Origin of the sequence: Luteimonas sp. WGS1318 (assembly GCF_043187535.1) — a bacterium.
In the GTDB taxonomy this organism is placed as follows: Bacteria; Pseudomonadota; Gammaproteobacteria; order Xanthomonadales; family Xanthomonadaceae; genus Luteimonas.
In genome coordinates this window covers 134,385-161,032 of sequence record NZ_CP171131.1, presented here as the reverse complement: position 1 = coordinate 161,032, position 26,648 = coordinate 134,385, and the positions used below count along the sequence as shown (strand labels likewise).

Here is a 26,648-nt window from a genome sequence, read left to right as displayed (position 1 = left end):
TGTTCCGCGCGCTTCTCCCCGATCACGCCGCGACGTGCAGCCGCGCGGCGGCGCGGCTTGTGGCACCCTTGCGCCACCCTGGAACCCGGAGTTTCCGCTCATGCAACGCAGCCTCCTGCTCGGCGCCGTCCTGATCGCCCTCACCGCATGCAGCGGCCCGCAGACCCGCGCCGACACCGCCGCCGATCTGGATGCCGGCCATGCCGCCCGGCTCGACACCGTGCTCGCCGGCGAGTGGCGCAGCCCCGAGAACCGCGCCCGCGACGCCGCGCGCCACCCGGCCGAAACGCTGCGCTTCTTCGGCGTGCGCCCGGGGCAGACGGTCATCGAGATCACGCCCGGCAGCGGCGCCTGGTATGCCGAGATCCTCGCGCCGTACCTCAACGACGACGGCCAGTACGTCGCCGCGATGGTCGACCCGGCGGCCGCGGCCGAAGGCCGGGCGCGCGACTACCAGCAGGCGCAGCGCGACGGCCTGCAGGCGCGTTTCGACGCCGCGCCGGCACAGTTCGGCCGCGCGCGCATGGTCGCCTACGATCCGGCGGCGCCGCGTTTCGGCCCGGCGAACTCGGCCGATGTCGTGCTGACGTTCCGCAACGTGCACAACTGGCGCATGTCGGGCCAGGCCGAGGCGATGTTCAAGGGCTTCTACGACGTGCTGCGCCCGGGCGGCGTGCTCGGCGTGGTCGAACACCGTGCGCGCGGCGACGTGCCCGACGGCGACCGCAGCGGCTACGTCGGCCAGGCCCAGGTGATCGCACTCGCCCAGGCCGCGGGTTTCCGCGTCGACGGCAGCAGCGAGATCAACGCCAATCCCGCCGACACCCGTGACCATCCCAATGGCGTGTGGACGCTGCCTCCGACCAACCGCCACGAACCGCAGGACGCCGCGCGCTACACCGCGATCGGCGAGAGCGACCGGATGACGCTGCGGTTTGTGAAGCCCTGACGGGCCGGGATTCGGGATTCGGGATAGGGGATTTGCAAGAGCGGTTGGCCGCGCGCGTCGATGTCGTCGCGCGGCCGCAACTCTGTCGTCCCTGAATGTTTGAAGTACGCGGCGCGCCCGCTTGTCCGAATCCCCAATCCCCAATCCCGAATCCCATGCTCGTTGCCTTCAACAAACCCCACGGCGTGCTGTGCCAGTTCACCGACCGCAGCACGCCGCCGCGGCCGACGCTCGCCGGGTTCGGGTTGCCGGCGGGCGTGTATGCGGCCGGCCGGCTCGACCACGACAGCGAAGGCCTGTTGCTGCTGACCGACGACGGGCCGCTGGCCCACCGCATCACCGATCCACGCCACAAACTGCCCAAGACCTACCGCGTGCAGGTCGAAGGCGTGCCGGCCCCGGCGCAGCTGCAGCAGCTGCGCGAGGGTGTGGTGCTCAAGGACGGGCCCACCCGCCCGGCCCGGGTATCGCAACTCGAGCCCGCGCCGGCGCTGTGGCCGCGCGATCCGCCGGTGCGCGTGCGCAAGACCGTGCCCGATGCGTGGCTGGAACTGACGATCCACGAGGGTCGCAACCGCCAGGTCCGGCGCATGACCGCGGCGGTCGGACTGCCGACGCTGCGCCTCGTGCGGGTGGCGATCGGCCCGTGGCGGCTCGACGATCTGGCCCCCGGCACTTGGCGCACGTTGGCGGCGTGAGCCGCGCGCGACGCCGCACGGCGCGCGGCTGTTCATTTCTGTTAACGTCTGCGGCGCGCATGTGTCGCGCTGTCGCGTCGCGGCCTCCTGACGGCCGTCTACCTGGACCCCATGCCGAACCAAGTCAATGCCAGCGGCCGTATCCTCGTCGTCGATGACCAGCCCGCAAACCTGCGGGTGGTCAGTTCGCTGCTGAGCCGGCACGGCTACGAGGTCATCACCGCGGCCGACGGCGCAGAAGCGCTGGCGATGCTGCCGGAGCTGCGTCCGGATCTGGTCCTGCTCGACATGCTGATGCCGAACATGGACGGCTTCACCCTGCTCGGTGAGATCAAGCAGAACCCGGACCTGCTGCGCCTGCCGGTGGTGTTCCTCACCGTGGCCCAGGACCGCGAACTGCTGCTGCGCGCGTTCGATTCGGGCGCGGTCGACTACGTGACCAAGCCCTTCATGCCCGAAGAGCTGCTCGCGCGCGTCAATGCGCACGTCGGCCTCAAGCAGACCCGTGACCGCCTCGAGCGCATCGCGCGCGAGCGCCAGGAGCTGGTGAACCTGGTCGCGCACGACCTGAAGAACCCGCTGTCGAGCATCTGGTTCGCCAGCGACATGCTGATGAAGGGCGAAACCAAGCCCGAGCGCGTGCCGCGCTACCACCGGATGATCCACGAGAGCGCCGAAGACGCGCTGGGCTACATCCGCCGCTATCTCGAAACCCAGGACACCTCGCGCCACGCCGACCAGCCCCGCCAGGCGAGCGCGCTGCGCGAGGTCGTCGAATGGCTGGTCGACCGCTACGCGCTGCAGTTCGAGGACCGCGGCGTGCTGCTGCAGGCGCGGGCGCCGGACGTGCCGGCGATGGTGGCGGTCGACACGCTGGTGCTGCGCCAGGTGGCCGAGAACCTGATCACCAACGCGATCAAGTACGCCCCGCAGAGCAACGTGGACATCTCGCTGCGCGGCGGCGGTGCCGGCTTCTGGCAACTGTTGATCGAGGACCGCGGCCCGGGCATCGCCCGCGACCTGCAACACGCGCTGTTCCGGCCGTTCCAGCGCCTGGCCCACGCCGACACCGACGACGGCCGCTCCAGCGGCCTGGGCCTGTCACTGGCCAAGCAGATCATCGTCAACCTCGGCGGTCAGCTCTGGTACGAGGACCGCGAAGGCGGCGGCGCGCGCTTCATCATCGAGCTGCCGGCCTTCATCGGCGAACCGGGCGCCGACGACGCGGACGCGGACGCGGCGCACGACGCGACCTGAGGCCGCGCGCTCAGCGCGGCGTGGCGTCGCCCCCGCCGAAGCGGGTACCGAAGAAATCCCCGGCGTTCCAGCGCGGCGCGGCCGCATCGTCTCCGATCACGCGACTGAGTGCGGCGCTCATGCGGGCCAGCCGCGCGGCATCGGCGTACTGGATCGGGAGGTCCACCTGGTCGCAGGGCCGGTGATAGCAGTTGCGCAGGAACCAGGTCGCGGCGACCTTCGGGTCCTGGGCGTCGTTGGCCGGCGCGACGCCGGCATCGAGATACACCGCGGGAATGCCGGCGCGCACGAAGGCGTACTGGTCGCTGCGCACGAAGGCGACCTCTTCCGGGAACGGATCGGGCGAGACCTCGACGCCGATCTCCGCCGCGGCGCGGTCGACCGCCGCCTGCAGCGTGGAATGTTCGACGCCGATCGCGACCACGTCGCGGGTCGGCGCGGTCAGCACCGGCATGTCGATGTTGATATTGGCGACCGCGCGCCCCGCGCCGGCGGTGGGATACCGCGCCAGCCAGGTCGCGCCGAGCAGCCCCTGCTCCTCGCCGGTGAGCGCGGCGAAGACCACCGAGCGCCGCGGCGCCTGGTCGGCCTGGCGCAGTTCGTGCGCGGCCTCGAGCATGATCGCCACGCCCAGCGCGTTGTCGATCGCGCCGTTGTAGAGCGTGTCGCCGTCGACGTCCGGGCCGATGCCGATGTGGTCGAGGTGCGCGGTGTGCACGATGCTCTCGCCGGCCAGCGCGGGATCGCGGCCGGGAATGCGCGCCAGCACGTTGCGCGATTCCAGGCGGTCGATCCGGGTGCGGTTGGCGAGGGTCATGCGTCCCGGCAATGCGAACGGCGCCAGCGTGCCGTCGCGCGCGGCGTCGAACAGCTCGGCGGCGGTCCGCGGGCCGTCGGCGAACACCAGGTCGGCCGCGGCGGCGGCCACGATCGAGGTCGCGCGCAGTTGCGGGAACCCGTCGACCGCGGCGCCGTTGGTGCCGCGCAGGCGCATCGACGGCTGGTTCCAGCGTCCGGCCACGCGCGACCACGGCTGGCCGGCCTCGTCGGCGGCGGTGTTGACCATCAACAGGCCGATCGCGCCGCGTGCGGCCACCGCCTCGGCCTTGGCCCGGCTGGAGCTGTAGTGGGCACGTTGGGTCGCGGGGAACGTCTCGGGCGCACCGCCAAAGACCACGGCGATCCGCCCGCGCAGGTCGACGCCGCGGAAATCGTCGTGGCCCAGCTCCGGCGCATCGATCGCCTGGCCGACGAACACCGCCGGCGCGGTGACCGTGCTGTCGGTGGTGTTGAAGTTGGGCAGCGGCAGGAACTGCTCGCCGAAGCGCAGCCGGATCGTGCGGCCGTTGCGGGCGATGTCCAGGCGCGCGCCGTCGCGCACCACCACCGCGCGCGTCAGCGGCACGCGCTGGAACCAGTCGCCGTCGTCGCCGGCCGGCTCCAGGCCGATCGCCTCGAAGCGCGCGGCGACGTGGCGGCTGGCGAGGTCGTAGCCGGCGCTGCCGGTCAGCCGGCCTTCCATGCGGTCGTCGGCGAGCGTGCGCACATCGGCTTCGATCCGCTGGCCGGCCGGGGTGTCGTTGGCGACCGCCGGTGCCTCGGGCATCGGCGCGCCGGCCGCGGGCGCGACGGGTTCACGGTCGCAGGCCACCAGCAGCAGCGCGGCACAGACGGACAGGACGACGCGGGACATGGCGGGCTCCGGAGCGCGAGGCGGCGACGGTAGCACGCGCGGCCGGAGCGCTCAGGCCGGCAGCCGCAGCCCGGCGACCACCAGCGACCAGCCGACGACGCCGATCGCAAGCCAGACGCCGTTGGCCCAGCCCAGCCGCCGGTTGCCTGCGCCCGCCGGATCGCCGCAGGCCAGGTTGGCCGCCGTCTGGATGCACATCAGCACCCAGGCCGCGGGCACCCGCGACGCCAGCGCGAGCAGGCCGGTCGCCGGCGAACCGATGCCGCGGCCGTCGAGCCGGCTCAGCGCGTTGCTGCCGATCTCGAGCACGATGTACGCCGTCGCCAGCGCAGCCGGCGACCACGCATGGCGCAGTCGCTGCGCGGTCAGCGAGGCATCGATGTGCCGCACCAGCGCATGCACGAAGAAGATCGAGACGATCGCCCGCGGCACCGGCCAGATCGTCTCCGCACGCCCCTGCCGATCGCGCTGCCAGTGGGTGTAGAACCCGAACACGCCGTAGAGGCCGAACGTCGCGAAGAACAGCCGATGGAACTTGCCCGGCGAGACGACGTAGAACGGGGCGCTGCGCGTGGCGGCGTCCGCCTTGATCGGCTGGCCCACGGCGGCAGGCGGTGCGTAGAGATTGTGCGGCGTCGCGTCCATGCACGTCCTTGCGGTCGGGGGTCCCGCAGCGACGCGATCACGCGCCAGGCTGCCAGGATGCCGGGCCGCGATGTGCGCTGCTAAGGTGCGGCCATGTTCGATCTGCACCAGGTCCACCGCCGGTTCGGCCCCGCGACCGGCCTCGCCGGTGTGGACCTGCACATCGCGCCCGGACGCACGACCGCGCTGATCGGGCCCAGCGGTGCGGGCAAGTCGACGCTGCTGCGCATGCTGGTCGGCCTGGAATGGCCAGACCGCGGCGAGGTGCGGTTCGAAGGTGCCCTGCTGCAGCGCGCGCAGCTGCCGGCACTGCGCCGGCGCATCGGCTACGTGATCCAGGAAGGCGGCCTGTTTCCGCATCTCGATGCCACCGGCAACATCGCGTTGCTGGCACGCACGCTGGGCTGGTCGCGGGCGCGGATCGACGCGCGCGTCGCCGAGCTGGCCGCGCTGTGCCAGCTGCCGGCCGATGCGCTGCGCCGCTATCCGGCGGAACTCTCGGGCGGCCAGCGCCAGCGTGTCGGCCTGATCCGCGCGCTGATGCTCGACCCGGACGTGCTGCTGCTCGACGAGCCGCTGGGCGCACTGGACCCGATCGTCCGCCACGACCTGCAGACCCAGATGCGCGCGCTGTTCGAGCGCCTCGGCAAGACCGTGGTGCTGGTCACCCACGATGTCGCCGAGGCCGCGTGGTTCGCCGACACCGTGGTGTTGATGCGCGACGGCGCGATCGTGCAGCAAGGCCCCGCGCGCGCGCTGCTCGACACGCCGGCCGACGATTTCGTCGCCGCCTTCATGCATGCGCAGCGCAGCGTCGACGAGGCCGCCCGATGAGCATCTGGCGAAGCTGCACACTCGTGTTGTGCCTGCTGCTCGCCGCGGGCGCGGCCCGTGCAGCGGACAGCGTGACCATCGGCTCGAAGAACTTCACCGAAGGCGTGCTGCTGGGCGAGATCGCCACCCGCACGGTGCGCGAGGCCGGCGTGGACGCGGACCATCGCCGGCAGCTGGGCGGCACCCGCATTTTGTGGCGTGCGCTGCTCGAAGGCGACATCGACGCCTACGCCGAATACAGCGGCACGCTGGCCGAGGAGCTGCTGCGCATGCCCGGCGCCGACCTGGCCGCGCTCGAGGCTGCGCTGGCGCGCGACGGCCTGGCGATGACCGCGCCGCTGGGCTTCGACAACCGCTACGCGATCGGCATGCGCCGCGACCGCGCCGAGGCGCTGGGCATCACGCGGCTGTCCGATCTCGCCGCGCATCCGCAGCTGCGCCTGGGCCTGAGCAACGAGTTCGTGTCGCGTGCCGACGGCTGGCCCGGCCTGCGCAGCGCCTACGCGCTGCCGCATCGGCCCGACGGGCTGGATCACGATCTCGCCTACCGCGCACTGGCCTCGGGCGCGATCGACGCGACCGACCTGTACGCGACCGACGCCGAGATTCCGTACTACGACCTGGTGGTGCTCGACGACGACCGCGGCTATTTCCCGTCCTATGCCGCGGTGCTGCTGTACCGCGCGGATCTGGCGACGCGCGCGCCGGCCGCGGTCACCGCGCTGAGCGGTCTCGAAGGCCGCATCGACGCGGCGACGATGCAGCGCCTCAACGGCCGGGTGAAGCTGGACCGCGAGACCGAGGCCGCGGTCGCCGCCGACTGGCTGGGGCTGGACGCGGACGCCAGCGACGGCCGCGCGGCGCGTGTCTGGCGACGCACGCGCGAACACCTGGCCCTGGTCGGGCTCTCGCTGGGCGCGGCGTTGCTGGTCGCGCTGCCGCTCGGCATCGTGGCGGCGCGCCGGCCGCGCCTGGGCCAGGCGGTGCTGACCCTGACCGGCCTGTTGCAGACCCTGCCGTCGCTGGCGGTGTTCGTCTTCATGATTCCGCTGTTCGGCATCGGCGCCGGGCCCGCGATCGCCGCGCTGTTCCTCTACAGCCTGCTGCCGATCGTGCGCAATACGCATGCCGGCCTGACCGGCATTCCGCGCGACCTGCGCGAAACCGCGGCGGCGATCGGCCTGCCGCCGGCGACGCGCCTGTTCCGCGTGGAGCTGCCGCTGGCGCTGCGCACGATCCTGGCCGGCATCAAGACCGCCGCGGTGATCAACGTCGGCACCGCGACGCTGGGCGCACTGATTGGCGCCGGCGGCTACGGCCAGCCGATCCTCACCGGCATCCGCCTCGACGATCTCGGCCTGATCCTCGAAGGCGCGGTGCCGGCGGCGCTGCTCGCGCTGGCGGTGCAGGGCCTGTTCGAAGCGGTCGAGCGCGGACTCACGCCACGCGGCCTGCGGCTCGCGGCGCGGCACTGACGCCACGTCAGCGCGCGCCGCAGCTACACGATGCCGGTGGCGATGCCGTACAGCACCCACCCGATCGCCACGACGCCGAGCACGATCCACGCGAGATTGAACACCGTGAAATGCCGGTTGGCCTGCGCCCGGGGGTCGCCGCAGGCGGCGTTGGCCGCGATCTGCAGCCGCACCAGGCAGGCACAGCTGAGCGGCATCACCAGCAGGCTCAGCCATTCCAGCCACAACCAGCCATTGGGCAGGTGGAACACCAGCCAGGGCCACGCGATCGCGCTGCCGTAGTTCAGCAGTTCGAGCGCGACGAATGCGCTCGCGAGTGACATCGGCCACCAGCGCCGCGCGACGCCTGCGCCCCGCAGTGCGCCGTCGATCCGCCGCGCCAGTGCGTGCACGAACACCACCGCGAACACCGCACGTGGCACCGGCCACAACCGCGTGCCGGATGCGGCACGGATGCGCGCCCAGTGCATGTAGAACCAGAACACCGGGTACAGGCCGAGGGTGGCGACGTAGAGCACGACGAGTTTGGTCGGCGAGACGACGAAGAACGCAGGTGTGTCCGTCGCCGACGGGCCCTGCACCGACGACGCCGGCGCAGCGTAGGGATTCGGCACCACCGCCGCGTCAGTGCGGCTCATCGGGATGGCGCGTCGTCATCGTCGCGGTGCGCGATGCCCGGCCGGGGATCGGCGTGGCCGGGCGCGCGCGCGTGCGGTCCGTCGCGGTGCGGAAACGCGAGCACCACGCCGCGGCTGTCCTGCGGCCGGTCCCACAGCACCGGCACACGCGTCGGCGCCGGCGGCTCGAAGGTCTCGTGCGCTTCGAGCGCGGCGCGTGCGGCCTCCTCTTCCTCGATCTCCCAGCTGTAGCGCTTGCGCGGCGGCAGCGGGTCGGCATACCGGAACCAGAACGCGGCGAGCACGCCACCGATCGCGCCGCCCATGTGCGACTGCCAGGACACGCCCGGCTCCTGCGGCAGGATCGTCAGCAGCATGCCGCCGTAGAACAGGAAGGCGATCATGCCGGCCGCGATCGACGGCCGGTCGCGGCGCAGCAGGCCGAGCACGAACACCAGGAACATCAGGCCGTGGGTGACGCCGCTGGCGCCGAGATGGTGCGAGCCGGGATTGCCCAGCAGCCACGCACCGAGGCCCGAGCCCAGCCACATCAGCGGCAGGCCACGCAGCGTGGCCCGCGGATACACCGCCGCCGCCAGCGAGCCGAGCAGCAGCAACGCGCTGGCGTTGGCGATCAGATGCTCGGGCGAGCCGTGCAGCAGCGGCGCGGTCAGCAGGCCGAGCAGGCCGGCCCATTCGCCCGGCCGCACCGCCAGCGGGCGCCAGTCGAACGCGGCCTGCAGGCCGAAGGCAATGACCAGCAGCAGCACGAAGGCGATGCTGGCCTTGAGCGCGCCGGACAGGCGCTGGCGGTCGTGGCGGCGCTGGGCCTCGGGGTCGGCGGGCGCGTCTGGGCTGTCGAGATGCATCCGACAACAATGGCGACGCCTGCGCGTGATGCAAGGCGGCGACCACAGTGAGACCGCGGTCCCAGCCTGAACACACGCCGCGCGATGGGACGGTCCGGCCACTGTGCGGATGCTAGGGTGCGCGACTTTGCGCCCTGGCGTGTTCAGGACCTTCGATGGATCCGTGGCGTGTGACATTCCTGGCGCTGTTCGTGCTGCTGTGCGCGGCATTGGCAGCGCTGGTCTGGCTGGTGCGGCGCGGCGAGCGCGTCCGCGAGCGCCCGGGCCTGCGCGAGTGGGGCTTCGGCCTGGCCCTGCAGATGTTCGCCTGGCCGCTGTTCGCAGTGCCGCCGTCGGTGCTCGGCGGCGGCGTGCAGGCGCTCGCCTGCGGCTTGCTGGTGGCCGGCCATGCGGCGCTGCTGCGGGCACTGGCGCGCGGGCTGCACGATCGCGGCGCCACCACGCCGTCGCTCGCGGTCTATCTGCCGGCGGTGATCCTGCCGCTGGCGATGCTGTGGCCGGGCACGCACGCGCAGCAGCACATCGCGATGTTCTGGGCCGCGGCGCTGCTGTCCCTCGTACTGGGCCTGTGGGCGATCGGCCTGCGCGGACGCACCCAACCGCGCAGCGGCGCGGAGCGCGTGGTCATCGGCATCTACGTCGGCGCGGGCGTGGTCTGCGTGCTGCGGCTGCTGGAACAGTGGCAGCAGCCGCAATCCGGACCGGCCTTCGATGCCGGCATCACGCCGGCCCAGCAGCTGGCGCTGGCGTATTTCCTGCTGGCGCCGGTGTTCGCGACGTTCGCCTTCGTGCTGGCCCAGCTCGAGCGCCAGCAGCGTCTGCTCGAAGGCCTGGCGGCCGCCGATCCGCTGACCGGCCTCGACAACCGGCGCGCGTTCTTCGAGCGGGTGACGCGTCGACTGGCCGTCTCGCCACACGACGATGCCTTGGCGGCCCTGCTGATGATCGACGTCGACGGCTTCAAGCCGGTCAACGACCGCCACGGGCACGCGGTCGGCGACCGGGTGCTGGGCGTGGTGGCCGGCGCCCTGCGCGCGGCACTGCAGGGCGACGACATCGCCGGGCGCTTCGGCGGTGACGAGTTCTGTCTGCTGCTGGTGGACGTCTCGCCCGGCGAGGCCGGTCGCCGCGCCGAGCGTCTGCGCGCCGCGGTGGCCGCGCATCCGGTGCGGGTGGACGGCCTGCAGGTGCCGGTCACGCTGTCGATCGGCATCGCCCATGCCCGCCAGGGCCGCGACGCCGATCTCGACGGTCTGCTGGCCACCGCCGACCGGCGCCTGTACCTGGCCAAGCGCGCCGGACGCGACCGCGTGATCGATCGCGACATCGAGGTCGAACTGCCGACGCGTGCGTGATGCCGGCGCCGCCGACCGCCCGGTTGTCCGGCGCGGTCGGGGTCAGGTGCCCGGCATCGGCTTCGGCGGCCGCGCCAGGCTCAGCGCGACGGTCATCGCCAGGATCGCCGCCACCACGCCCAGCGACCATAGCACCGGAATCTTGTAGAGATCGAGCAGCAGCATCTTGGTGCCGATGAAGCCCAGCACGATCGCCAGTCCGTAGGGAAGCAGATGGAAGCGGTCGGCCAGCCCCGCCAGCAGGAAGAACATCGCGCGCAGGCCCAGCACCGCGAACACGTTGGACGTCAGCACGATGAAGGGATCGGTGGTGATGGCGAAGATCGCCGGAATCGAATCCACGGCGAAGATCACATCGGTGATGCCGATCATCACCAGCACGATGAACAGCGGAGTGAACTTGCGCCGTCCCGGCCGGCCGAGCCACAGCGCGCTGCCGTGGTAGCGCCGCACGAAGGGCACGTGCGCGGTCATCCAGCGCAGCAGCGGGTTGTGCTCGAGATCGGGTTCATTGCCGGCGGCGAACCACATCTTGACGCCGGTCAGCAGTAGGAACGCGCCGAACACGTAGAGCAGCCAGTGGAAGTGCGCCAGCAGCGCCGCGCCGGCAAAGATGAGGATGGCGCGCAACGCGATCGCCAGCAGGATGCCGATGATCAGCACGCGCTGGCGCTGTTCCTCGGGCACCGCGAAGTAGGTCATCAGCATCAGGAACACGAAGATGTTGTCGACCGCGAGCGCCTTCTCGACCAGATAGCCGGTCAGAAATTCCAGGCCCACGCGGTTGGCGAGCGCCGCGCCGGCGGTCTCGTGCAGGTACCACCACAGGCCGGCGTTGAACAGCAGCGCCAGCGCCACCCAGCCCAGGCTCCACCACAGGGCTTCCTTGAAGGTGACCTTGTGCGCGCCGCCGTGGCGCATCAGCACCAGGTCGACCAGCAGCGCGACCACGACCAGGCCGCCGAAGCCGGCCCATAACCAGAGATTGCCAATCGTTTGCATCGAAGTTCCCGGACATGTGGAGGACGACCGCACGCGCGGACGTCTCGGGAACCGGGCAATCGGAACCGGGAACACGCCTTCGCCATTGCGGCGAAGGTCTTGCTCACAGCCCGGTAGGCTGCCGTGCGACCGGAGCATTGCTGCTCGAAATGACGGCCTGCACGTCGGGAGCTACTCCCCTTCGGGGGCGGATTGTGCGCAGGTCGCACGGCGCGATCAAGTGGCCGGGTAAAATGCGCCGATGAACGCACCTAACCCGACCGTACACCTGAAGAACGCCTGGCGTTCCAGCCATCCGTGGATCTTCCAGCGCCTGGTCGAAAAACCGGCCCAGCGGCCCAAGCCCGGCAGCATCGTCGATGTCCTCGGCGTCGAAGGCGACTGGATCGGCCGCGGCTTCTACAACGGCCATTCGCGCATCGCCGTGCGCATACTCGAGACCAATCCGGACATTCCGGTCGACGCGGGCTGGTTCTCGCGCAAGATCGCCGACGCGGTCGCGCTGCGCCGCGAGGTGCTGGGCCTGGACGCGGTGTCCGATGCCTGGCGCGTCGTGCACAGCGAGGGCGACGGCATCAGCGGCCTGGTCGTGGACCGCTATGCGGACCTGCTGGTGGTCGAGTTCTTCAGCGCCGGTGCGTTCCGTCATCGCGAATGGATCTACGAGGCGCTGCGCGAGCAGTTCCCCGGCTGCCGCTTCCACAGCTTCGCCGACGAACACGTGCAGAAGCAGGAGAGCTTCGACTTCCGCGGCAGCACACCGGCCGAGCCGGCGATCATCACCGAGCACGGCATCCGCTTCCGTGCCGATCCGGCCGGCGCGCACAAGACCGGTTTCTTCGCCGACCAGCGCGAGAACCGCGAATGGCTGAGCCGCCAGGTCGCCGGCAAGCGCGTGCTCGACCTGTGCTGCAACACCGGCGGCTTCGGCGTGTATGCCGCCGCGCGCGGCGCAGCCGAGGTGGTCGGCGTGGACATCGACGCCGACGTGATCGAGATCGCCAAGGGCAATGCGCGCCTCAACGACGCGCGCATCCGCTTCGTGCAGGCCGACATCTTCCCCTGGCTGCGCGACGCGGCGAACGCCGGCGAGCGCTATGACGTCGTCGTGCTGGACCCGGCGAAGATGACCCGCGACCGCGAACAGGTGATCCCGGCGTTGAAGAAATACCTCGACATGAACCGGCTGGCGCTGGGCGTGGTCAAGCCGGGCGGCCTGTTCGCGACGTTCTCGTGCACCGGCCTGGTCAGCGAGGAGCAGTTCCTCGACATGCTGCGCCGCGCCTCGTTCTACTCGGGCCGCACGATCCAGGTGCTGCGCGTGGCCGGCGCCGGCCCGGACCATCCGTTCCTGGCGAACGTGCAGGAATCGCGTTATCTCAAGGCGGTGTTCTGCCGCGTGCTGGACTGATGTCGCCCGACAGCGCGCGCCGCCACATGCGCGCTGCCAGGGCCGCACCGCGCGACTGCGCATGAGTGGCCGTTTGCGTCCCGCCGCCCGCCGCGCGATGTGGGCGGTCGCGGCGCTGGTGCTGCTGGCGCTGGCGGCGACGTTCGTGTTCGAGTTCCGCGCGCCGCCCGATGCGGCCGCGCCGCCACCGCCGCCGTTCGGCCAACCTGCACGCATCGACCGCGTCGCCGGTGACGGCATCCGCGGCCATGTCGATGGCGCGCGCGCGCAGGCCCGGTTCGACGATCCCTTCGGCCTGGTGCTCGATGCCGCAGGCCTGGCCTATGTCGCCGAAGGCGGCGACGGCAACCGCATCCGTCGCGTGCACCTCGACGGCCGCGTCGACACGCTGGCCGGCGGGGACGAGGGCTTCGCCGACGGTGTGGGTGCGGCGGCGCGCCTGCACACGCCGTCGGGGATGGCGATCGATGCAGGCGGCGTGCTCTACGTCGCCGACACCGGCAACCATGCGATCCGCCGGATCACGCCGCAGGGCGAGGTGACCACGTTGGCCGGCGGCGGCGGCGGCTTCGTCGACGGGCCGGCGCTGATGGCGCGCTTCGATGCGCCGATCGGCATCGCGGTCGGCGGCGACGGCACGGTCTATGTCGCCGACAGCCACAACGACCGCATTCGCGCGATCCGCGATGGCGTGGTCTCGACGCTGGCCGGTGGCGACGGGCCCGGTTTCCTCGACGGCGGCGGTGCCGACGCACGCTTCGACACGCCGACCGGCCTGGCCCTCGACGGCGATGGCCGGCTGTGGATCGCCGACACCGGCAACGGCGCGGTGCGCGTGCTCGATGCGGCCGGCGTGCATACCCCGGCACTGCACGCCGCCGACCCCGACGATCTGCCACGCGCGCCGCTGGCGCTGGCGATGGCGGACGACGGCACGCTCTACATCACCGAACTGGCGCGCGGCCGCGTGCTGCAGCGCGCGGCGGATGGCCGCGTGCACGTGCTCACCGGGCGCGACATGGCCCAGCGGCTCGCGCGCCCGAGCGGCATCGCACTCGACGCCCGCGGTGATGCCTGGATCGCCGATGCCGCCGCGCACCGCGTGCATCGCATCACCCACGTGCCGCGTACCGGCACGAAGCAGAACCTGCGCAATGCGGTCGTCGGGCCCGCGCCCGACGCACCGCTGCCGGACACGCGCGGCCGCTGGCCGTTCGCACCGCAGGACGGCTGGCACGAGGTCGTCGGCACGATGGGCGAAGTGCGCGGCAACTTCAGCGGCGAGAGCCGCAGCCACCTGCACGACGGCTTCGACATCCGCGCCGACGTCGGCACGCCGGTGCTGGCGATCGCCGACGCCAAGGTGTCCAGTCCGCTGGCGGCGGGCCGCTTCGGCGACCAGGCCGAGAACGTCGCGATCGACGCCATGACCTACATGCACATCCGCGTCGGCCGCAGCGCACAGGGGCGATCGCTGGATCCGCGCTTCAACCTGCTGTCCGGTCCCGATGGCCGCCCCGCACGTGTGCGCATCGCGCGCGGCACGCGCATCGCCGCCGGCGATGCGGTCGGCTCGGTCAATCCGCAGGCGCACGTGCACCTGATCGTCGGCCCGGCCGGCTACCAGCGCAACGCGGTGGGTCTGGGCTTCGTCAACTTCGTCGACACGGTGGCGCCGCGGATCGACGCCATCGAACTGCGCGATGCGCTGGACGTGCCGCTGACCGCGCGCGAGGCCGGCCGCGTCGTCGTGCCGCGCAGCGTGGGCGGCGTGCAGATCGTCGTCGAGGCCTGGGACCAGGTCGACGGCAATCTCGCGCGGCGCCGGCTCGGCCTGCACGCACTGGGCTGGCAGATCCTGCATGCCGACGGCCGCACGCTGCCGGGCTCGGGCACGCCGCGGATGACGCTCGACTTCGACCGCATGCCGCCGCACCGCGAGGCCGTGCGCGTGGCCTATGCCGGCGACAGCGGCATCACCGTGCACGGCGCGGCGCGCACGCGGTTCCGCTACGTCGTCACCAACACCGTGCGCGACGGCGGCCTCGAGACCGGCCTGTGGCAGGTGGACACGCTGCCGCCGGGCGACTACATCGTGCGCATCACCGCGCGCGACGCGGCCGGCAATACCGCCCAGGCGAATCGCGACCTGGCGGTCACGCTGCGCTAGCGCCTGCACGCGGCTCGAGTGCCGATCCCGTGCAACAACCGGGCCATCGCCCGCGCGATCAAACATTCACGCCCGCCCATCGCGCGCGAGCGCGCTCCTACAGGATGCGACGATGTCGGACGCCATTACGCGCGCGTTGGATTCGCATCGCGGACGACGACAGGCATGCTGGCCGCGACGGACGACGGACGACGGACACGCTCGCCGAACCGATCGCTCTTGTAGGAGCGCGCTCGCGCACGATTTGGCTTTGCCGACCCTCCATCGCGCGCCAGCGCGCTCCTACAGGATGCGACGATGTCGGACGCCTTCACGCACGCGTCGGATTCGCATCACCGACGACGACGGACACGCTCGCCGCGCCGGGCGATGGACGCTCTCGCCAAACCGACTGCTTTTGTAGGAGCGCGCTCGCACGCGATGTGGCTTCACCGATCCCCCATCGCGCGCGAGCGCGCTCCTACGGGATGCGACGATTTCGGACGCCTTCACACGTGCGTCGGATTTGCATCGCCGACGACGACGGACACGCTCTCCGCGCCGGACGACGGACGCTCTCGTCGCGCCGATCGCTCTTGTAGGAGCGCGCTCGCGCGCGATGTGGCTTTACCGACCCTCCATCGCGCGCCAGCGCGCTCCTACAGGGGCGATGAACCCGCACACGGTCGCGCGTGCATGCCAACTGCACCACTGACGACATGGAACACCGTCGCGAATACCCGCCCCGAGGCTCCGGTTCGCGCGCGGTCAACGTCAGCCACATGGACCTGCGCGGCCCGGACTCACGGCGAACATCGCTACCGCGACCCGACAGCTCGGGAACGTCGTTCAACGCATCGCCTACGCCGCCCGAAGACCACGCGCGACACGGCCCGTCATGCGGTGTGACGGCGCGATTCACGGCATCGCGCCATGCCGGATGACAGGGTGTGGAATCGCGGGCATCGACGCAGCGCGGCCAGGTCCGGCCGGCAGGCGGTGGTCGCAGCCCTGACCGACGGAGATCCGCCATGCATTCACGCCGCACGTTCCTTTCAGCCGCCGCACTCGGCGCCGCCACGCTGGCGGCCGCACCGATGCTCGCCCGCGCGCAGACCACGCCCGGCGATGTCCTGCCGACCCGCGGCACGACGCGACCGACCGCACTGCCGACCAATCCCGCGCGTGGACCGCGCTACCGGCCGACGTCGCGCGTCGGGCTGGGCTGTGCGCCGATCGGCAACAACTGGGCGGTGGTCACCGAAGAGGACGCGCAGGCGACGATCGAGGCCGCCTGGGACGGCGGCATGCGCCTGTTCGACACCTCGCCCTGGTACGGCCTCGGCCGCTCGGAGCGTCGCCTGGGCCACGTGCTGGGCCAGAAGCCGCGCGACGAATACGTGGTGTCGAGCAAGGTCGGCCGCCTGCTCACCGCGACCCGGGAGACGCCGAAGGTCAGCTGGAAGGATCCGCCGCCGTTCGACTACCACTACGACTACAGCGCGGCCGGCACCCGCCGCTCGATCGAGGACAGCCTGCAGCGCATGGGCCTGGATTCGATCGACATCGTGCTGATCCACGACCTCTCGCCCGACAACGCCGACATGGGCGAGCGCTGGACCGAGTATTTCGAACAGGCCCGCACCGGCGCATTCGTCGAACTGACGAAGATGCGCGACGAAGGCCTGATCAAGGCCTGGGGCATGGGCGTCAACACGCCCGACCCGGCGCTGCGCGCGATCGAGGTGGCCGATCCCGACATCTTCCTGCTCGCCTGCCAGTACTCGCTGCTCGACCACCAGCGCGCGCTCGACGCCACGTTCCCGAAGCTGGCCGAACGCGACATCTCGGTCATCGTCGGCTCGCCGCTGCTGGCGGGGTTTCTCGCCGGACGCGACCGCTACCTCTACGGCGCGCAGCCGGTGCCGCCGGATGCGGAAGACAAGCGCGCGACCGCGCAGCGCATCGTCGCCGCCCACGGCGTCGACCTGCGCACGGTGTCGCTGCAGTTCGCCAACGCGCCGGACGTCGTCTCGGCGATCGTGCCCGGCTCGCGCAATGCGGCCCAGGTGGCGGAGAACGTCGCTTCGATGTCGGTGGCGATTCCGGACGACGTCTGGGCCGAACTGCGCGCCGCCGGCATCCTCGCCGACAACGCGCCGGTGCCGGGCACGGCCTGATCGGGTCTCAGAGGCGCAGCACCGATTGCAGGGCGCGTGCCATCCAGCCGTGGAAGCGCATCGGCGCTTCCGTGGCCGCGACACAGATGCAGGGCCGCCCGGGCACGGTGACCGGCTGGTGCTCGACGTCCTCGCCGAGATCGGCCACGTCGCCGCTGCCGAACCGGCCCAGTGCGTCGTCGTAGGCGCCGTCGAGGATCATCGTCAGCTCGTGGCCCGCATGACGGTGCAGCGGAATGCCCCGGCCCGGTGCGATGCGAAGCAGCATCAGGCCGCCGCCGGCGTCCGCCTCGGCGCGCAGGTAGTGCACGCCGGGCACCACACGTCGCCAGCGCAGGGCGCTGTAACGCGGGCCGAAGAAGCCTTGCAGCGGCGTAGGCAGCAGATCCGGATCGCGCACCGGCGACACTTCCTGCAACAGCGGTCGCGGCGCCATCGCCATGCCGGTCAGCCGCGCGCGCATCGCGTCGCGCGCGCCCTGCGACAGCGGCGCGCCGTCCTGCTGCTCGACCAGGCGTGCACCTGCGCGTTCGGCATCCCGCACGGCCGCGCGGCAGGACCCGCAGACTTCGAGATGGGCCGCGACGACGACCGCGAAGGCGGTGGGCAGCGAGCCGGCGGCATAGGCCAGCACGGTCGACGGATCGGGATGGTGTCGAGGCGCGGTCATGCCTCGGTCTCCGTCAGGCCGCGGCGCAGGCGCGCGAATGCACGCCGCAATGTCGATTTCACCGAGCCCAGGGGCATGCCGAGTTCACTCGCGATCTCGCTGTGGCTGCGCGCTTCGAGGAAGGACATCCGCACCAGCCGGGCCTGGGTGGCCGGCAGGGCGTCGATCGCACGGCCGAGGCCGACGTCGTCGACGTAGCGCTCCGGCGCGCTGGCCTCGCTGGATTCGATGTCGAGCGCGATCTCGAAATCCTCCGGCAACCCGTCGCCGTAGGCCACCGTGGCGCGGCGGCGCACGCTGTCGATGTAGAGGTTGCGGGTGATGCGGAACAGCCAGGTCGCCAGGCACGCGCGCGACGCGTCGAACTGCCGGGCGCTGCGCCAGGCGCGCAGCATCGCGTCCTGCACCAGGTCCTCGGCCTTCGACGGCTGGGCGCCGAGCCCGAGCAGGTACCGATGCAGACGCGGCGCGAAGTGGTCGTAGATGCGCAGGAAACTGTCCTGGTCCTGGGTCGCGGCCACGTGCGCCATCTGGTCGGACCAGTACTGCAGATCGCGCGGCTGGCTCGGAAGGGGGGACATTCGGACAGTCTCGCGCAAGGGCGTGACCTTCTGGGAGGCTGGGGAGGGGCGCGGCAGGCTAGTCATGGCGAGAGTGAGCGGGGCGTGAGGTCCAGGGCCGGCGCGAGAGGTGGGGTCAAGGCTGTCTACGTGGCCAAGCGCCGGATGGATCCTCCCGGGGCCACACATCGCGCCGGGAATCCGATCGCCGCCGCGGCGCGTACAGGGTGCGACCGTCGGCCCCCGCCGCCGGCCCATCCGGAGACACACCCATGCGCATCTGGCTCACTGCTCCCTTTGCCGCCCTGCTCGCCACGTCCGCCCACGCGGCCGGTCCCGAAGCGGGCCGTTTCTCGATGTCGTTGATCGGCGGTATCGACATCCCGCTCAGCGGCGACGTCCACGACGGCGCGATCGCCGCCGTGCCGGACCTCGGCCCGCTGAACCCCGCACTGGCCGGCGTCGATGCCGAACTGCGCATCGGCGCACGCGAACATGACCGCATCTACGACGTGGCGGGCACGGTGGGCGTGGAATTCGCCTACGCGTTCGACGACCGCTCCGAACTGTTCGGACAGGTGCGCCGCACCGAGGCCGACGAAGGAACGGTGCGGGTCGGCGGCGCCTTCGTGCCGGCGCTGGCGACCGAGCTCCCGGTCTTCGGCACCTTCAGCGACTACATGGCGGTGTCGGCCGAGCTCGGCTACCGCTACTACTTCGGCACGCCGGGCTATGCGCGCCCGTTCGTCGGCGCGCGCGCCGGCGCCGTCCGCGTCGACGAGATCCGCGCGACGTTCGAGATTCCCGATGCCGGCATCACCATCGCCGACGCGCCGTTCTACGAATCCGGTTGGATCGCCACCGGCGGGCTGGATGTCGGCGTGATCATGCCGGTCAGCGAGCGCTTCAGCGTCACCCTGGCCAGCGGCGTGCGCTACATCGCCGACCTCAAGGACGACGACAGCGCGATCGGTGGTCTCGGCCTGGCGTCGATCAACGACACCGGCAGCCGGTTCTCCGTGCCGGTCACCCTGTCGGCGCGCTGGGACTTCTGACGTCACCGCCCTGCCGGCGCGCACCGCGCGCTGGCAGGGCGCGCGCGGTCAGCCGCCCCACGGCACATGCCCGCGTATGTCTTCCATCAGTCCGACCAGACTGCCTTCCGTATCGCGCAGGAAGGCGGTCCGCAGCGCGTGGTCGGTCATCGTCGCCAGCAGGCCCACGCCACGAGTGAGCAGCCCGAACATCGGTGGCGAACAGATCGATCGCGGCCAGAAGGGCGCGCGCTCCCCGTCTGCGCTCAGCCCGCAGTCCGGACCAGCAGGTCGAACGCTTCGAGCATCTGTTCCGGGGCGAACGCGCAGTGCCCCTCACCGGCAGGCGGCATGACGGTAATCCGGTCCGCACGGCCAGCTTCGGCGGCCAGCGCGGGGTAGACGCCGTGATAACGCGGCGGGATCGTCGGGTCGTCGCGGTTGTAGCGCAGGACGAGCGGCTTGCCGATCGTGCCGCGCAGGTCTGCAACACCTGCGAGGTACGACACGGCCTGCGCATCCGCGTGATACCGGCGCACGCCGGCGTTGAACGCTGCATCGTCACCGAACCCGCTGTAGACGGTCTCGCGATTGTCGACCGGCAGACCGCCTGCGCGCAGGGTCATCTCCCGCAACAGCAGCGCATGCAGGCTGAGTGCGCCGACCAGACCGTCGGCGGATACCTCCAGTGCCTGCGCCAGCGTAGCCGCGGCCGCGGGATTGGTCGCCAGCGCCGTGCCGAGGGTCTGCATCAATGCGATCTGGTCGGCCGGCAGGTCGTCGAGCGGTGCCGCCTTAGGATCGGACAGGCCGGCGCCCGGAAGCCCCGCGTCGGGGAAGAAATAATCGAACGCCACCAGCGAGCGCAGCGCGTCGTCGAACACCTGCGTGGCCGGTACGTTCGCGCCGCACAGCGACAGGGCGCCGTCGTAGGACGCCCCGTGCCGCTCCAGGCTCGCGACCGCGATCTGCCCGCCCATCGAGAAGCCGACCAGCCAGGTGCGTCGCGGTGCGTGACGGTTCACGACGTGTGCCCGGAGGCGCTCGCTGTCCGCGATCGCCTCGACGACTGCCCAGCCTTGGGATGCATAGCCGCTTTCGGCCACCGCATAGCCGCGTGCGAGGAACAGCGGCGTCGCCTCGTTCGCCGGCCACGGATCGGCACGCGGCACGCCACGCGGCTCGTAGCCGTGCAGCAGCACGACAAGTTCGCCATTCCAGTCGGTGGGCATCTCGAAACGCCAGGGCGCACCTGCGAGCGTGCCGGAATCGATGCGCGGGGCCGTCGATTGCGAGACAGCGGGCAGCGTTGCCGGCGGCGAAGACTGCCGCGGTTCGCTGCGGCAAGCCGCCAACAGAGTGAAGGAAACCGCGAGCACGGCACCGCGCAACAGAATGCTTTGCATCGTCCAACCTCTCCCTGGCCTGCGCGCGAATATTGCACGCCGGCCGGATGTGCTCAACCGGCGTCGCCCGCCTCGCCGCGCACTTCTTCCATCAGCCCGACGAGGTTGCCATCGGGATCACGCAGGAAACCGATCCACAGCGCGTGGTCGGGCATCTGCGCGGCGAGTGCGGGGGCGCGTTCCGCAGTCGCACCGCGGGTCACGCACGCCTCGAACGTGGCGACGATGTCGCGCACGCCGAAGTACAGCACCGAGTTGCGCCCGGGTTCGCCCGCGCCCTGCGGCGTGCTCAGCATCACGCGGACGCCGGCGGCGTCGAGAAATGCGAGTCCGGGCCCGGCACGGAACAGGAACGTCAGACCGAGCACGTCCCGATAGAAGCCGAGCGCGGCATCGACGTCGGACACGGTCACGGCGACCTGGCGCAGCGTGATCGACGCCGTGTCGTGCATCACGTGTGCGCCGTGGACACGGGGACCGGCGCGAAGCGCAGCACCTCCACGCCCCCGACGTCGACGGTCTCGACGAACATCGCATAGGGCCGCACCCACAGCGCGCCCTCGCCGTACAGCGGCCGGTAGACCACCACCGGCTCCAGCGTCTCGCTGTGCCGCGCCACGCCGATGACGTCGTAATCGCGGCCCTTGTAGTGGCGGTAGCGGCCGGGCGCGAGTGCGGGCAACGCAGGCAGATCGGACATCGGAGTCTCCGGTGAACAGGCGCGGATCAGCGGCGCTCGCGCGGCGCGCGCCGGGTCGTCGGCACCAGCAGGCCGATGCCGTAGACGAGCAGACCCACCACCACGACGGTGCCGCCGACGACGCGGCCGAGATCGCGCGCGGCGCCATCGGTGGCGAACAGATGGATCGCGGCGAGCACGCCCGCGCCGACCAGCAGCAGGCCGCGGCCGGCCATCACCATCGGCCGGGTGAACCGCTGCTTCGCCGCGTCGATCGAGCGGTTGCGCTGCATCGCCGTCGCCTCGTGTTCCGTCCGGGGTGCTAGTTTCGCACGCCGGCGCAGCCGCTGAGACGGCGCCCGCTAGAATCAGCGGATGAACATCACGCTCGTCCTGCTCGCCCTGATTCTGTTGCTGCTGGCCGTCGCGACCGGCCTGCTCGTCGTCCTGCTGCTGCGGCGTGTCGACCATGGCGGCGAGGCGATCGAGCGCGCGTTGCGCGAGGAACAGCGCGACGGCCGGGGTGAGTTGCGCCAGCAGCTCGATGCCTTCGCCCTGGCCCAGGCCCAGCGCACCGACGCCTTCGGCGCGCAGCTGCAGGCCGCGACCACGCGCACCGACCAGCGTCTGGACGAGTTCACCCTGCGCACCGACGCACGGCTCGACGCCTTCACCCGCACCACCGACGAGCGCCTCGGTGTGCTGCGCGCAGCGCTGACCGAAGACGCGCGCAAGACGCGCACCGAAGGCGCGGAGCAGCAGCAGCGCTTCGCCGACGCCCTCGGCGCACGTCTCAACGAACTGACCCAGCGCAACGAACAGCGCATCGGCGAGATGCGCACGACGCTGGAACAGCAGCTTCAGCGCCTGCAGGCCGACAACGCCAGCAAGCTTGACCAGATGCGCGCGACCGTCGACGAGAAACTGCAGACCACGCTCAATACGCGCCTCGATGCGTCGTTCAAGATCGTCTCCGAACGACTGGAACAGGTGCAGCGCGGTCTCGGCGAGATGCAGCAGCTGGCGACCGGCGTGGGCGATCTCAAGCGCGTGCTGAGCAACGTCAAGGACCGCGGCGGCTGGGGTGAAGTACAGCTGGAGAACATCCTCGAGCAGACCCTGACCGCCGAGCAGTACGCGCGCAGCGTGCGGGTGAAGCCCGACAGCGGCGAGGCGGTGGATTTCGCGATCCGCCTGCCCGGCCGCGGCGAAGCCGATACCCAGGTGTGGCTGCCGGTCGACGCCAAGTTCCCCCGCGAGGACTACGAGCGCCTGCTCGATGCCCAGGAGAAAGGTGACGTCGATGCGATCAAGACGACCGCCGCGCAGCTCGAACGCGCGATCCGGGTGCAGGCCAAGTCGATCAGCGACAAGTACGTCTGCCCGCCGCACACCACCGATTTCGCGGTGATGTTCCTGCCCACCGAAGGCCTGTACGCCGAGACGATCCGTCGCGCCGGCCTGGTCGACCTGCTGCAGCGCGAACACCGCATCGTCATCGCCGGCCCGACCACGTTCACCGCCCTGCTCAACAGCCTGCAGATGGGCTTCCGCACGCTGGCGATCGAGAAGCGCTCGAGCGAGGTCTGGCAGGTGCTCGGCGCGGTGAAGAGCGAGTTCGGCAAGTTCGCCGGCATCCTCGAGAAGGCCGAGAAGCAGATCAGCACGGTGGGCAAGAGCCTCGGCGAAGCCAGCCGCAAGACCCGCACCATCGAGCGCCGCCTGCGCGGCGTGGAATCGCTGCCGGGACCGGACGCCCCCATGCTGCTCGACGACGCCGCGGACGAGACCGACGGCGACGACGACGTGAGCGTCGACCGCGACTGACGCATGGCATGATCGCGGCCTCGTCCACTGGGCCGCCGCCATGACCGCACCGCTGACCGACATCCCGCTGACCGCCATCGACGGCGGCCCGACCACGCTCGGCGCCTATGCCGGCTCCGTCGTCCTGGTGGTCAACGTGGCCTCGAAGTGCGGCCTGACGCCGCAGTACGCCGGCCTGGAAGCGCTGTACCGCGAGAAGCACCCGGCGGGGCTCGAGATCCTCGGCTTTCCGGCCAACGATTTCGCCGGCCAGGAGCCGGGCAGCGACGACGAAATCCAGCAGTTCTGCAGCCTCAACTACGACGTCAGCTTCCCGCTGTTCTCGAAGATCGCGGTCACCGGCGAGGCGATCCATCCGCTGTACGCAGCACTGACGTCGGCCCGGCCCGAGGCCACCGGCGAGGGCCCGATGCGCGAGAACCTGCGCGGGTACGGCATGACCCCGAATCCGGCACCGGGCGTGCTGTGGAATTTCGAGAAGTTCCTGATCGGCCGCGACGGCCGCGTGCTCGAACGCTTCGCCCCCGATGTCACCGCCGAGGATCCGCGGCTGCGCGCCGCGATCGAGGCCGCGCTCGCCGCCTGAGCCGGACCGCGCAGAGTTCACCGCGCGCTCGACCCTCGTTCGGGCCGTCGACGCCTGCGCTGTTCGGCGCGCATGGGCACGGGTGACACGGCACGCCGTCCGATAGCGGTACCGGCGCCCGGCCGGCCCTCGCGCCGGTCCGGCTAGAGGATCGGCACCAGGCCGGCGCCGAACGCGGTGAAGATGCGCGTCAGCACGCTGCGGAACCCCAGGCTGACCTCGGGGAAGTCACCGACCGGCACGTAGCACTCGCGAAAGCCCGGCGCATCGGGCGCGAGCGGCGCCGGGCAGTCCGGGCCGGGCTGGAACTCGTAGCTGGTCGCGTAGCGCGTGGGCCAGATGTCGAACAGCGGCAGCCGCTCGGACATCTTCGCCATCGAATAGTCGACGCCGGGCAACACCGCCGGCCGGTCACGGCGTGCGATGGTCCAGGCATTGGCCGGCGAGGTGTCGCGGCGGATGCTCTCGGCGAGCTTGCGCGCGAACATCGGATCCTCGATGACGATCGCGTTCTCGGTATTGAGGTTGTCGCCGCGTGGATCGAAGTTGTGGGTGCCGACGACCCCCACGCGGTCGTCGACCACCAGCGACTTCGCATGCAGGCCCACGCGCACACCGGCGCGCTGGAGGGGCACGCGGCGATTCACGCCGATGCCGGCGTAGCGCAGGGCCGAGTATTCGCGGTTGAGCGGCGGCGCGCTGCCGTCGCGCGTGCCGGCATCGCCAGGTGCGGCCGAGCCCGACCCCCATCCCGAACCCAGACCCGACCCGGTTGCCTGCGCCGGCGACGCGCCGTCGGTCGGGTCGAGATCCACGCTGCCGTCGGCGTTCCAGGAGATGCCGACCGCGCCGGTCGCATCGAGGTCGATCGGCGCGTTTTCGGGAAACGGCTTGAACTCGTAGATATGGAAGCCGAAGTCGCGCAGGTGCCGGCGCTTGTACTTGTAGGACAACGCGTAGGTGATGAACGAATCGGTCGCCGCGAGGCTGTTGGTCGACACCACCACCCGCGGCGGCGACGGCCGATCCTGCAGCTCGGCGAACATCTGCTCGGCGGGCTTGGACAGCACCAGGTACGGCGTCTGCAGCAGCACCTCGTCCTGCGCGGATTCGATCAGTTCGCGCAGGCGCGGGGTCGCGGCGATCGCCGCCTGTGCCGCCTCGCGGTTGCGGCGGTGCTTGTCGGGCAGGTCGCCGATGAACTCCACCGGCCCGACCTCGATCGCGGCCGCGGCCAGGCGGCGACGCACGAGGCCGGTATCGGCGGCGTCGGCCGACATCGCCGCCACGCGCGCCGGCCGCGCGTAGTCGAGAAACGAAACCTCGGGTACGCCGTTGCGCAACAGCTGGCGGCCGACATCGGTGAGCTGCTCGACCGGCCTGCTCAGCGGCGCATGCCAGAACGCGACGAAATTCGCCTCCATCTCGGCCACCACCGGGCCGGCCACCAGCACGTCGCGGTCACGGAAGTTGAAGCTGTCGTTCCAGTCGAAATAGTCGTCCTGGTAGTTGCGCCCGCCGGCGATGCCGACCACGCCGTCGACGACCAGCGACTTGCTGTGCATGCGCTGGTTGAGCCGGCGCCAGCAGCAGGCCGCGGCCACCACGTACTGCGGATAGCTGATGCGCGCGCGCCCCAGCACCGGGTTGTAGATGCGCAGTTCGAAGTTGGTGTGCCCGCCGGCCAGCGCCGACAGGGTTTCGACCGTGCGCATCGCCGCCAGCTGGTCGACCAGCAGGCGCACCTGCACGCCGCGACGCGCGGCGGCCAGCAGTTCCTCGAGCACGAGATGGCCGGAATCGTCCTCGTCGAAGATGTAGGTCTGCAGATCGATCGTGCGCTGCGCGCCGCGGATCAGGTCCAGTCGCGCGAGCAACGCGTCCTGGCCGTACTCGAGCAGCAGCGCGTGGTGGCGGGGTGCTCCGGGCGTGCTGCGCGCGAACGCGTCCACGCCGAGGTCGCGCAACGGGGACGGCGTGGCGCAGGCATCGGCGCGCTCGCAGACGATCTCGGTCGAACGCGCGGCCACGGCGATGTGCGCGGCCGCGTCGCGCTTGGCCGGCGACAGCGTGGTGCACGCGGTCGTGGCCAGCGTGGCGGCCAGCAGCAGCAGTCGCAGCCCGTGTCCCATCAGGCCGGACCCACCGCCCGGATCCGCAGCGTGAAGCGGACCTGATCCGACAACGCGTAGCCCCAGCGGTCCATGGCGTAGCGGCTGCGGCGGATGTCGCCCTGCCCGACCACGTCGCAATCGACCGCCGGCCGCTCGCAGCCGGCCGGCTCGATGCGGAAACTCTCGCGCTGGCGCACGCCGCGGATGCTCAGCACGCCGGTCAGTTCGCCGCCGTCGCGCAGCAGCGCGGTGGAATACGGATCGGACACGAACACGGCTTCGGGGTAACGCTCGACGTCGAAGAACCCGGGGCCGCGGGTGATGCGGGTGTAGCTGCGGCTGCCGTCGATCTCCACCCCGCCGGTCACCAGCGTGAGCCGCACCTGGTGGTCACCGCCGGGCAATGTCCGGATGAGGCCCGACCATTCCGGAAACCGGCCCTCGAGCAGTTGGCCCCAGCGGGTGCGCAGGGTGAAGCCGATCTCCGAGCGCGTGGTGTCCAGCGCGCGGTCGGGCAGCGTGGCCGATGCCGGCAGCGCCAGCAGCAACAGCACCCCCGCGACGACGAGCGCGCGCACGCCGCGCCGCCCACGGGGCGCCGGCGGTGCAGGAACAGGACGGACGGCGGCGTGCGGCAC

General features: G+C 71.3%; 26 protein-coding genes. 12 read left to right on the top strand and 14 right to left on the bottom strand.

The window, feature by feature from the left end:
- Positions 1-100 precede the first annotated feature (100 nt).
- The 3 genes from ACF3M1_RS00695 to ACF3M1_RS00685 all read left to right on the top strand — a co-directional run bounded on the left by ACF3M1_RS00695 (position 101) and on the right by ACF3M1_RS00685 (position 2,904).
- The gene (locus ACF3M1_RS00695; RefSeq protein WP_394002978.1) at positions 101-949 is read left to right on the top strand and encodes a class I SAM-dependent methyltransferase; all 849 of its coding nucleotides are present in this window, start codon (positions 101-103) and stop codon (positions 947-949) included.
- A 155-nt stretch (positions 950-1,104) separates the two neighbouring features.
- The gene (locus ACF3M1_RS00690) at positions 1,105-1,647 is read left to right on the top strand and encodes a pseudouridine synthase (protein WP_394002976.1); all 543 of its coding nucleotides are present in this window, start codon (positions 1,105-1,107) and stop codon (positions 1,645-1,647) included.
- Positions 1,648-1,758: 111 nt separating this feature from the next.
- A complete protein-coding gene (locus ACF3M1_RS00685) occupies positions 1,759-2,904 on the top strand; it encodes a response regulator (protein WP_394002974.1) in 1,146 nt (381 codons plus the stop codon).
- 10 nt (positions 2,905-2,914) lie between these two features.
- Here the strand turns inward: ACF3M1_RS00685 and ACF3M1_RS00680 are convergent, their stop codons facing one another.
- Both ACF3M1_RS00680 and ACF3M1_RS00675 read right to left on the bottom strand, forming a co-directional pair.
- The gene (locus ACF3M1_RS00680; RefSeq protein WP_394005320.1) at positions 2,915-3,721 is read right to left on the bottom strand and encodes a M20/M25/M40 family metallo-hydrolase; all 807 of its coding nucleotides are present in this window, start codon (positions 3,719-3,721) and stop codon (positions 2,915-2,917) included.
- A gap of 927 nt (positions 3,722-4,648) precedes the next feature.
- Positions 4,649-5,242: a hypothetical protein gene (locus tag ACF3M1_RS00675; protein WP_394002973.1), complete on the bottom strand. Its 594-nt coding sequence runs from the start codon at positions 5,240-5,242 to the stop codon at positions 4,649-4,651.
- A 93-nt stretch (positions 5,243-5,335) separates the two neighbouring features.
- On the opposite strand from ACF3M1_RS00675, the gene ACF3M1_RS00670 reads away from it, so the two are divergent.
- The gene (locus ACF3M1_RS00670; protein ID WP_394002971.1) at positions 5,336-6,076 is read left to right on the top strand and encodes an ATP-binding cassette domain-containing protein; all 741 of its coding nucleotides are present in this window, start codon (positions 5,336-5,338) and stop codon (positions 6,074-6,076) included.
- On the top strand, positions 6,073-7,551 hold the full coding sequence (locus tag ACF3M1_RS00665; protein WP_394002970.1) for a glycine betaine ABC transporter substrate-binding protein: 1,479 nt from the start codon (positions 6,073-6,075) through the stop codon (positions 7,549-7,551). Before ACF3M1_RS00670 ends, ACF3M1_RS00665 begins: the two co-directional genes overlap by 4 nt.
- A 23-nt stretch (positions 7,552-7,574) precedes the next feature.
- On the opposite strand, the gene ACF3M1_RS00660 is transcribed toward ACF3M1_RS00665, so the two are convergent.
- Entirely contained in the window at positions 7,575-8,189 is a 615-nt protein-coding gene (locus ACF3M1_RS00660; RefSeq protein ID WP_394002968.1) for a hypothetical protein, read from the bottom strand.
- Complete coding sequence (locus tag ACF3M1_RS00655) at positions 8,186-9,037, bottom strand: rhomboid family intramembrane serine protease (protein WP_394002966.1); 852 nt, start codon at positions 9,035-9,037, stop codon at positions 8,186-8,188. Before ACF3M1_RS00655 ends, ACF3M1_RS00660 begins: the two co-directional genes overlap by 4 nt.
- A gap of 155 nt (positions 9,038-9,192) precedes the next feature.
- Here ACF3M1_RS00655 and ACF3M1_RS00650 point away from each other — a divergent pair, with 155 nt between their 5' ends.
- Entirely contained in the window at positions 9,193-10,392 is a 1,200-nt protein-coding gene (locus tag ACF3M1_RS00650) for a diguanylate cyclase (protein WP_394002964.1), read from the top strand.
- Positions 10,393-10,434: 42 nt separating this feature from the next.
- On the opposite strand, the gene ACF3M1_RS00645 is transcribed toward ACF3M1_RS00650, so the two are convergent.
- A complete protein-coding gene (locus ACF3M1_RS00645) occupies positions 10,435-11,394 on the bottom strand; it encodes a TerC family protein (RefSeq protein ID WP_394002962.1) in 960 nt (319 codons plus the stop codon).
- Between the two features lie 241 nt (positions 11,395-11,635).
- Between ACF3M1_RS00645 and ACF3M1_RS00640 the strand changes: the two genes are divergently transcribed.
- The 3 genes from ACF3M1_RS00640 to ACF3M1_RS00630 all read left to right on the top strand — a co-directional run bounded on the left by ACF3M1_RS00640 (position 11,636) and on the right by ACF3M1_RS00630 (position 17,134).
- Positions 11,636-12,805 (top strand): class I SAM-dependent rRNA methyltransferase, encoded by a 1,170-nt coding sequence (locus tag ACF3M1_RS00640; protein WP_394002960.1) that lies wholly within the window; start codon positions 11,636-11,638, stop codon positions 12,803-12,805.
- Between the two features lie 73 nt (positions 12,806-12,878).
- Positions 12,879-14,975 carry a gluconolaconase gene (locus ACF3M1_RS00635; protein WP_394002959.1) on the top strand — a complete coding sequence of 699 codons (2,097 nt, stop codon included), beginning with the start codon at positions 12,879-12,881 and terminating at the stop codon, positions 14,973-14,975.
- A gap of 1,010 nt (positions 14,976-15,985) precedes the next feature.
- On the top strand, positions 15,986-17,134 hold the full coding sequence (locus tag ACF3M1_RS00630; protein WP_394002957.1) for an aldo/keto reductase: 1,149 nt from the start codon (positions 15,986-15,988) through the stop codon (positions 17,132-17,134).
- Between the two features lie 7 nt (positions 17,135-17,141).
- Here ACF3M1_RS00630 and ACF3M1_RS00625 read toward each other — a convergent pair whose 3' ends face one another.
- Together ACF3M1_RS00625 and ACF3M1_RS00620 are read right to left on the bottom strand one after the other, a co-directional pair.
- A complete protein-coding gene (locus ACF3M1_RS00625; RefSeq protein WP_394002955.1) occupies positions 17,142-17,804 on the bottom strand; it encodes a ChrR family anti-sigma-E factor in 663 nt (220 codons plus the stop codon).
- On the bottom strand, positions 17,801-18,385 hold the full coding sequence (locus ACF3M1_RS00620; protein WP_394002953.1) for a sigma-70 family RNA polymerase sigma factor: 585 nt from the start codon (positions 18,383-18,385) through the stop codon (positions 17,801-17,803). The genes ACF3M1_RS00625 and ACF3M1_RS00620 overlap by 4 nt, the downstream gene beginning before the upstream one ends.
- Before the next feature lie 251 nt (positions 18,386-18,636).
- Here ACF3M1_RS00620 and ACF3M1_RS00615 point away from each other — a divergent pair, with 251 nt between their 5' ends.
- On the top strand, positions 18,637-19,419 hold the full coding sequence (locus ACF3M1_RS00615) for an autotransporter outer membrane beta-barrel domain-containing protein (RefSeq protein ID WP_394002951.1): 783 nt from the start codon (positions 18,637-18,639) through the stop codon (positions 19,417-19,419).
- 48 nt (positions 19,420-19,467) lie between these two features.
- Here the strand turns inward: ACF3M1_RS00615 and ACF3M1_RS00610 are convergent, their stop codons facing one another.
- The 5 genes from ACF3M1_RS00610 to ACF3M1_RS00590 all read right to left on the bottom strand — a co-directional run bounded on the left by ACF3M1_RS00610 (position 19,468) and on the right by ACF3M1_RS00590 (position 21,776).
- A complete protein-coding gene (locus ACF3M1_RS00610; RefSeq protein ID WP_394002950.1) occupies positions 19,468-19,611 on the bottom strand; it encodes a hypothetical protein in 144 nt (47 codons plus the stop codon).
- Between the two features lie 53 nt (positions 19,612-19,664).
- On the bottom strand, positions 19,665-20,630 hold the full coding sequence (locus tag ACF3M1_RS00605; protein WP_394002948.1) for a hypothetical protein: 966 nt from the start codon (positions 20,628-20,630) through the stop codon (positions 19,665-19,667).
- 227 nt (positions 20,631-20,857) lie between these two features.
- On the bottom strand, positions 20,858-21,256 hold the full coding sequence (locus ACF3M1_RS00600) for a VOC family protein (protein ID WP_394002946.1): 399 nt from the start codon (positions 21,254-21,256) through the stop codon (positions 20,858-20,860).
- Complete coding sequence (locus tag ACF3M1_RS00595) at positions 21,256-21,504, bottom strand: DUF1653 domain-containing protein (RefSeq protein ID WP_394002944.1); 249 nt, start codon at positions 21,502-21,504, stop codon at positions 21,256-21,258. The genes ACF3M1_RS00600 and ACF3M1_RS00595 overlap by 1 nt, the downstream gene beginning before the upstream one ends.
- Positions 21,505-21,530: 26 nt before the next feature.
- On the bottom strand, positions 21,531-21,776 hold the full coding sequence (locus ACF3M1_RS00590; RefSeq protein WP_394002942.1) for a hypothetical protein: 246 nt from the start codon (positions 21,774-21,776) through the stop codon (positions 21,531-21,533).
- Between the two features lie 82 nt (positions 21,777-21,858).
- Here ACF3M1_RS00590 and rmuC point away from each other — a divergent pair, with 82 nt between their 5' ends.
- Both rmuC and ACF3M1_RS00580 read left to right on the top strand, forming a co-directional pair.
- Positions 21,859-23,310, top strand: a complete 1,452-nt coding sequence (gene rmuC, locus ACF3M1_RS00585) for a DNA recombination protein RmuC (RefSeq protein WP_394002940.1) — start codon at positions 21,859-21,861, stop codon at positions 23,308-23,310.
- A 40-nt stretch (positions 23,311-23,350) separates the two neighbouring features.
- Entirely contained in the window at positions 23,351-23,896 is a 546-nt protein-coding gene (locus ACF3M1_RS00580; protein ID WP_394002938.1) for a glutathione peroxidase, read from the top strand.
- A gap of 143 nt (positions 23,897-24,039) precedes the next feature.
- Here ACF3M1_RS00580 and ACF3M1_RS00575 read toward each other — a convergent pair whose 3' ends face one another.
- Together ACF3M1_RS00575 and ACF3M1_RS00570 are read right to left on the bottom strand one after the other, a co-directional pair.
- A complete protein-coding gene (locus ACF3M1_RS00575) occupies positions 24,040-26,028 on the bottom strand; it encodes a phospholipase D-like domain-containing protein (protein ID WP_394002937.1) in 1,989 nt (662 codons plus the stop codon).
- Positions 26,028-26,588 (bottom strand): YceI family protein, encoded by a 561-nt coding sequence (locus ACF3M1_RS00570; RefSeq protein WP_394002935.1) that lies wholly within the window; start codon positions 26,586-26,588, stop codon positions 26,028-26,030. The genes ACF3M1_RS00575 and ACF3M1_RS00570 overlap by 1 nt, the downstream gene beginning before the upstream one ends.
- Between the last annotated feature and the right edge of the window lie 60 nt (positions 26,589-26,648).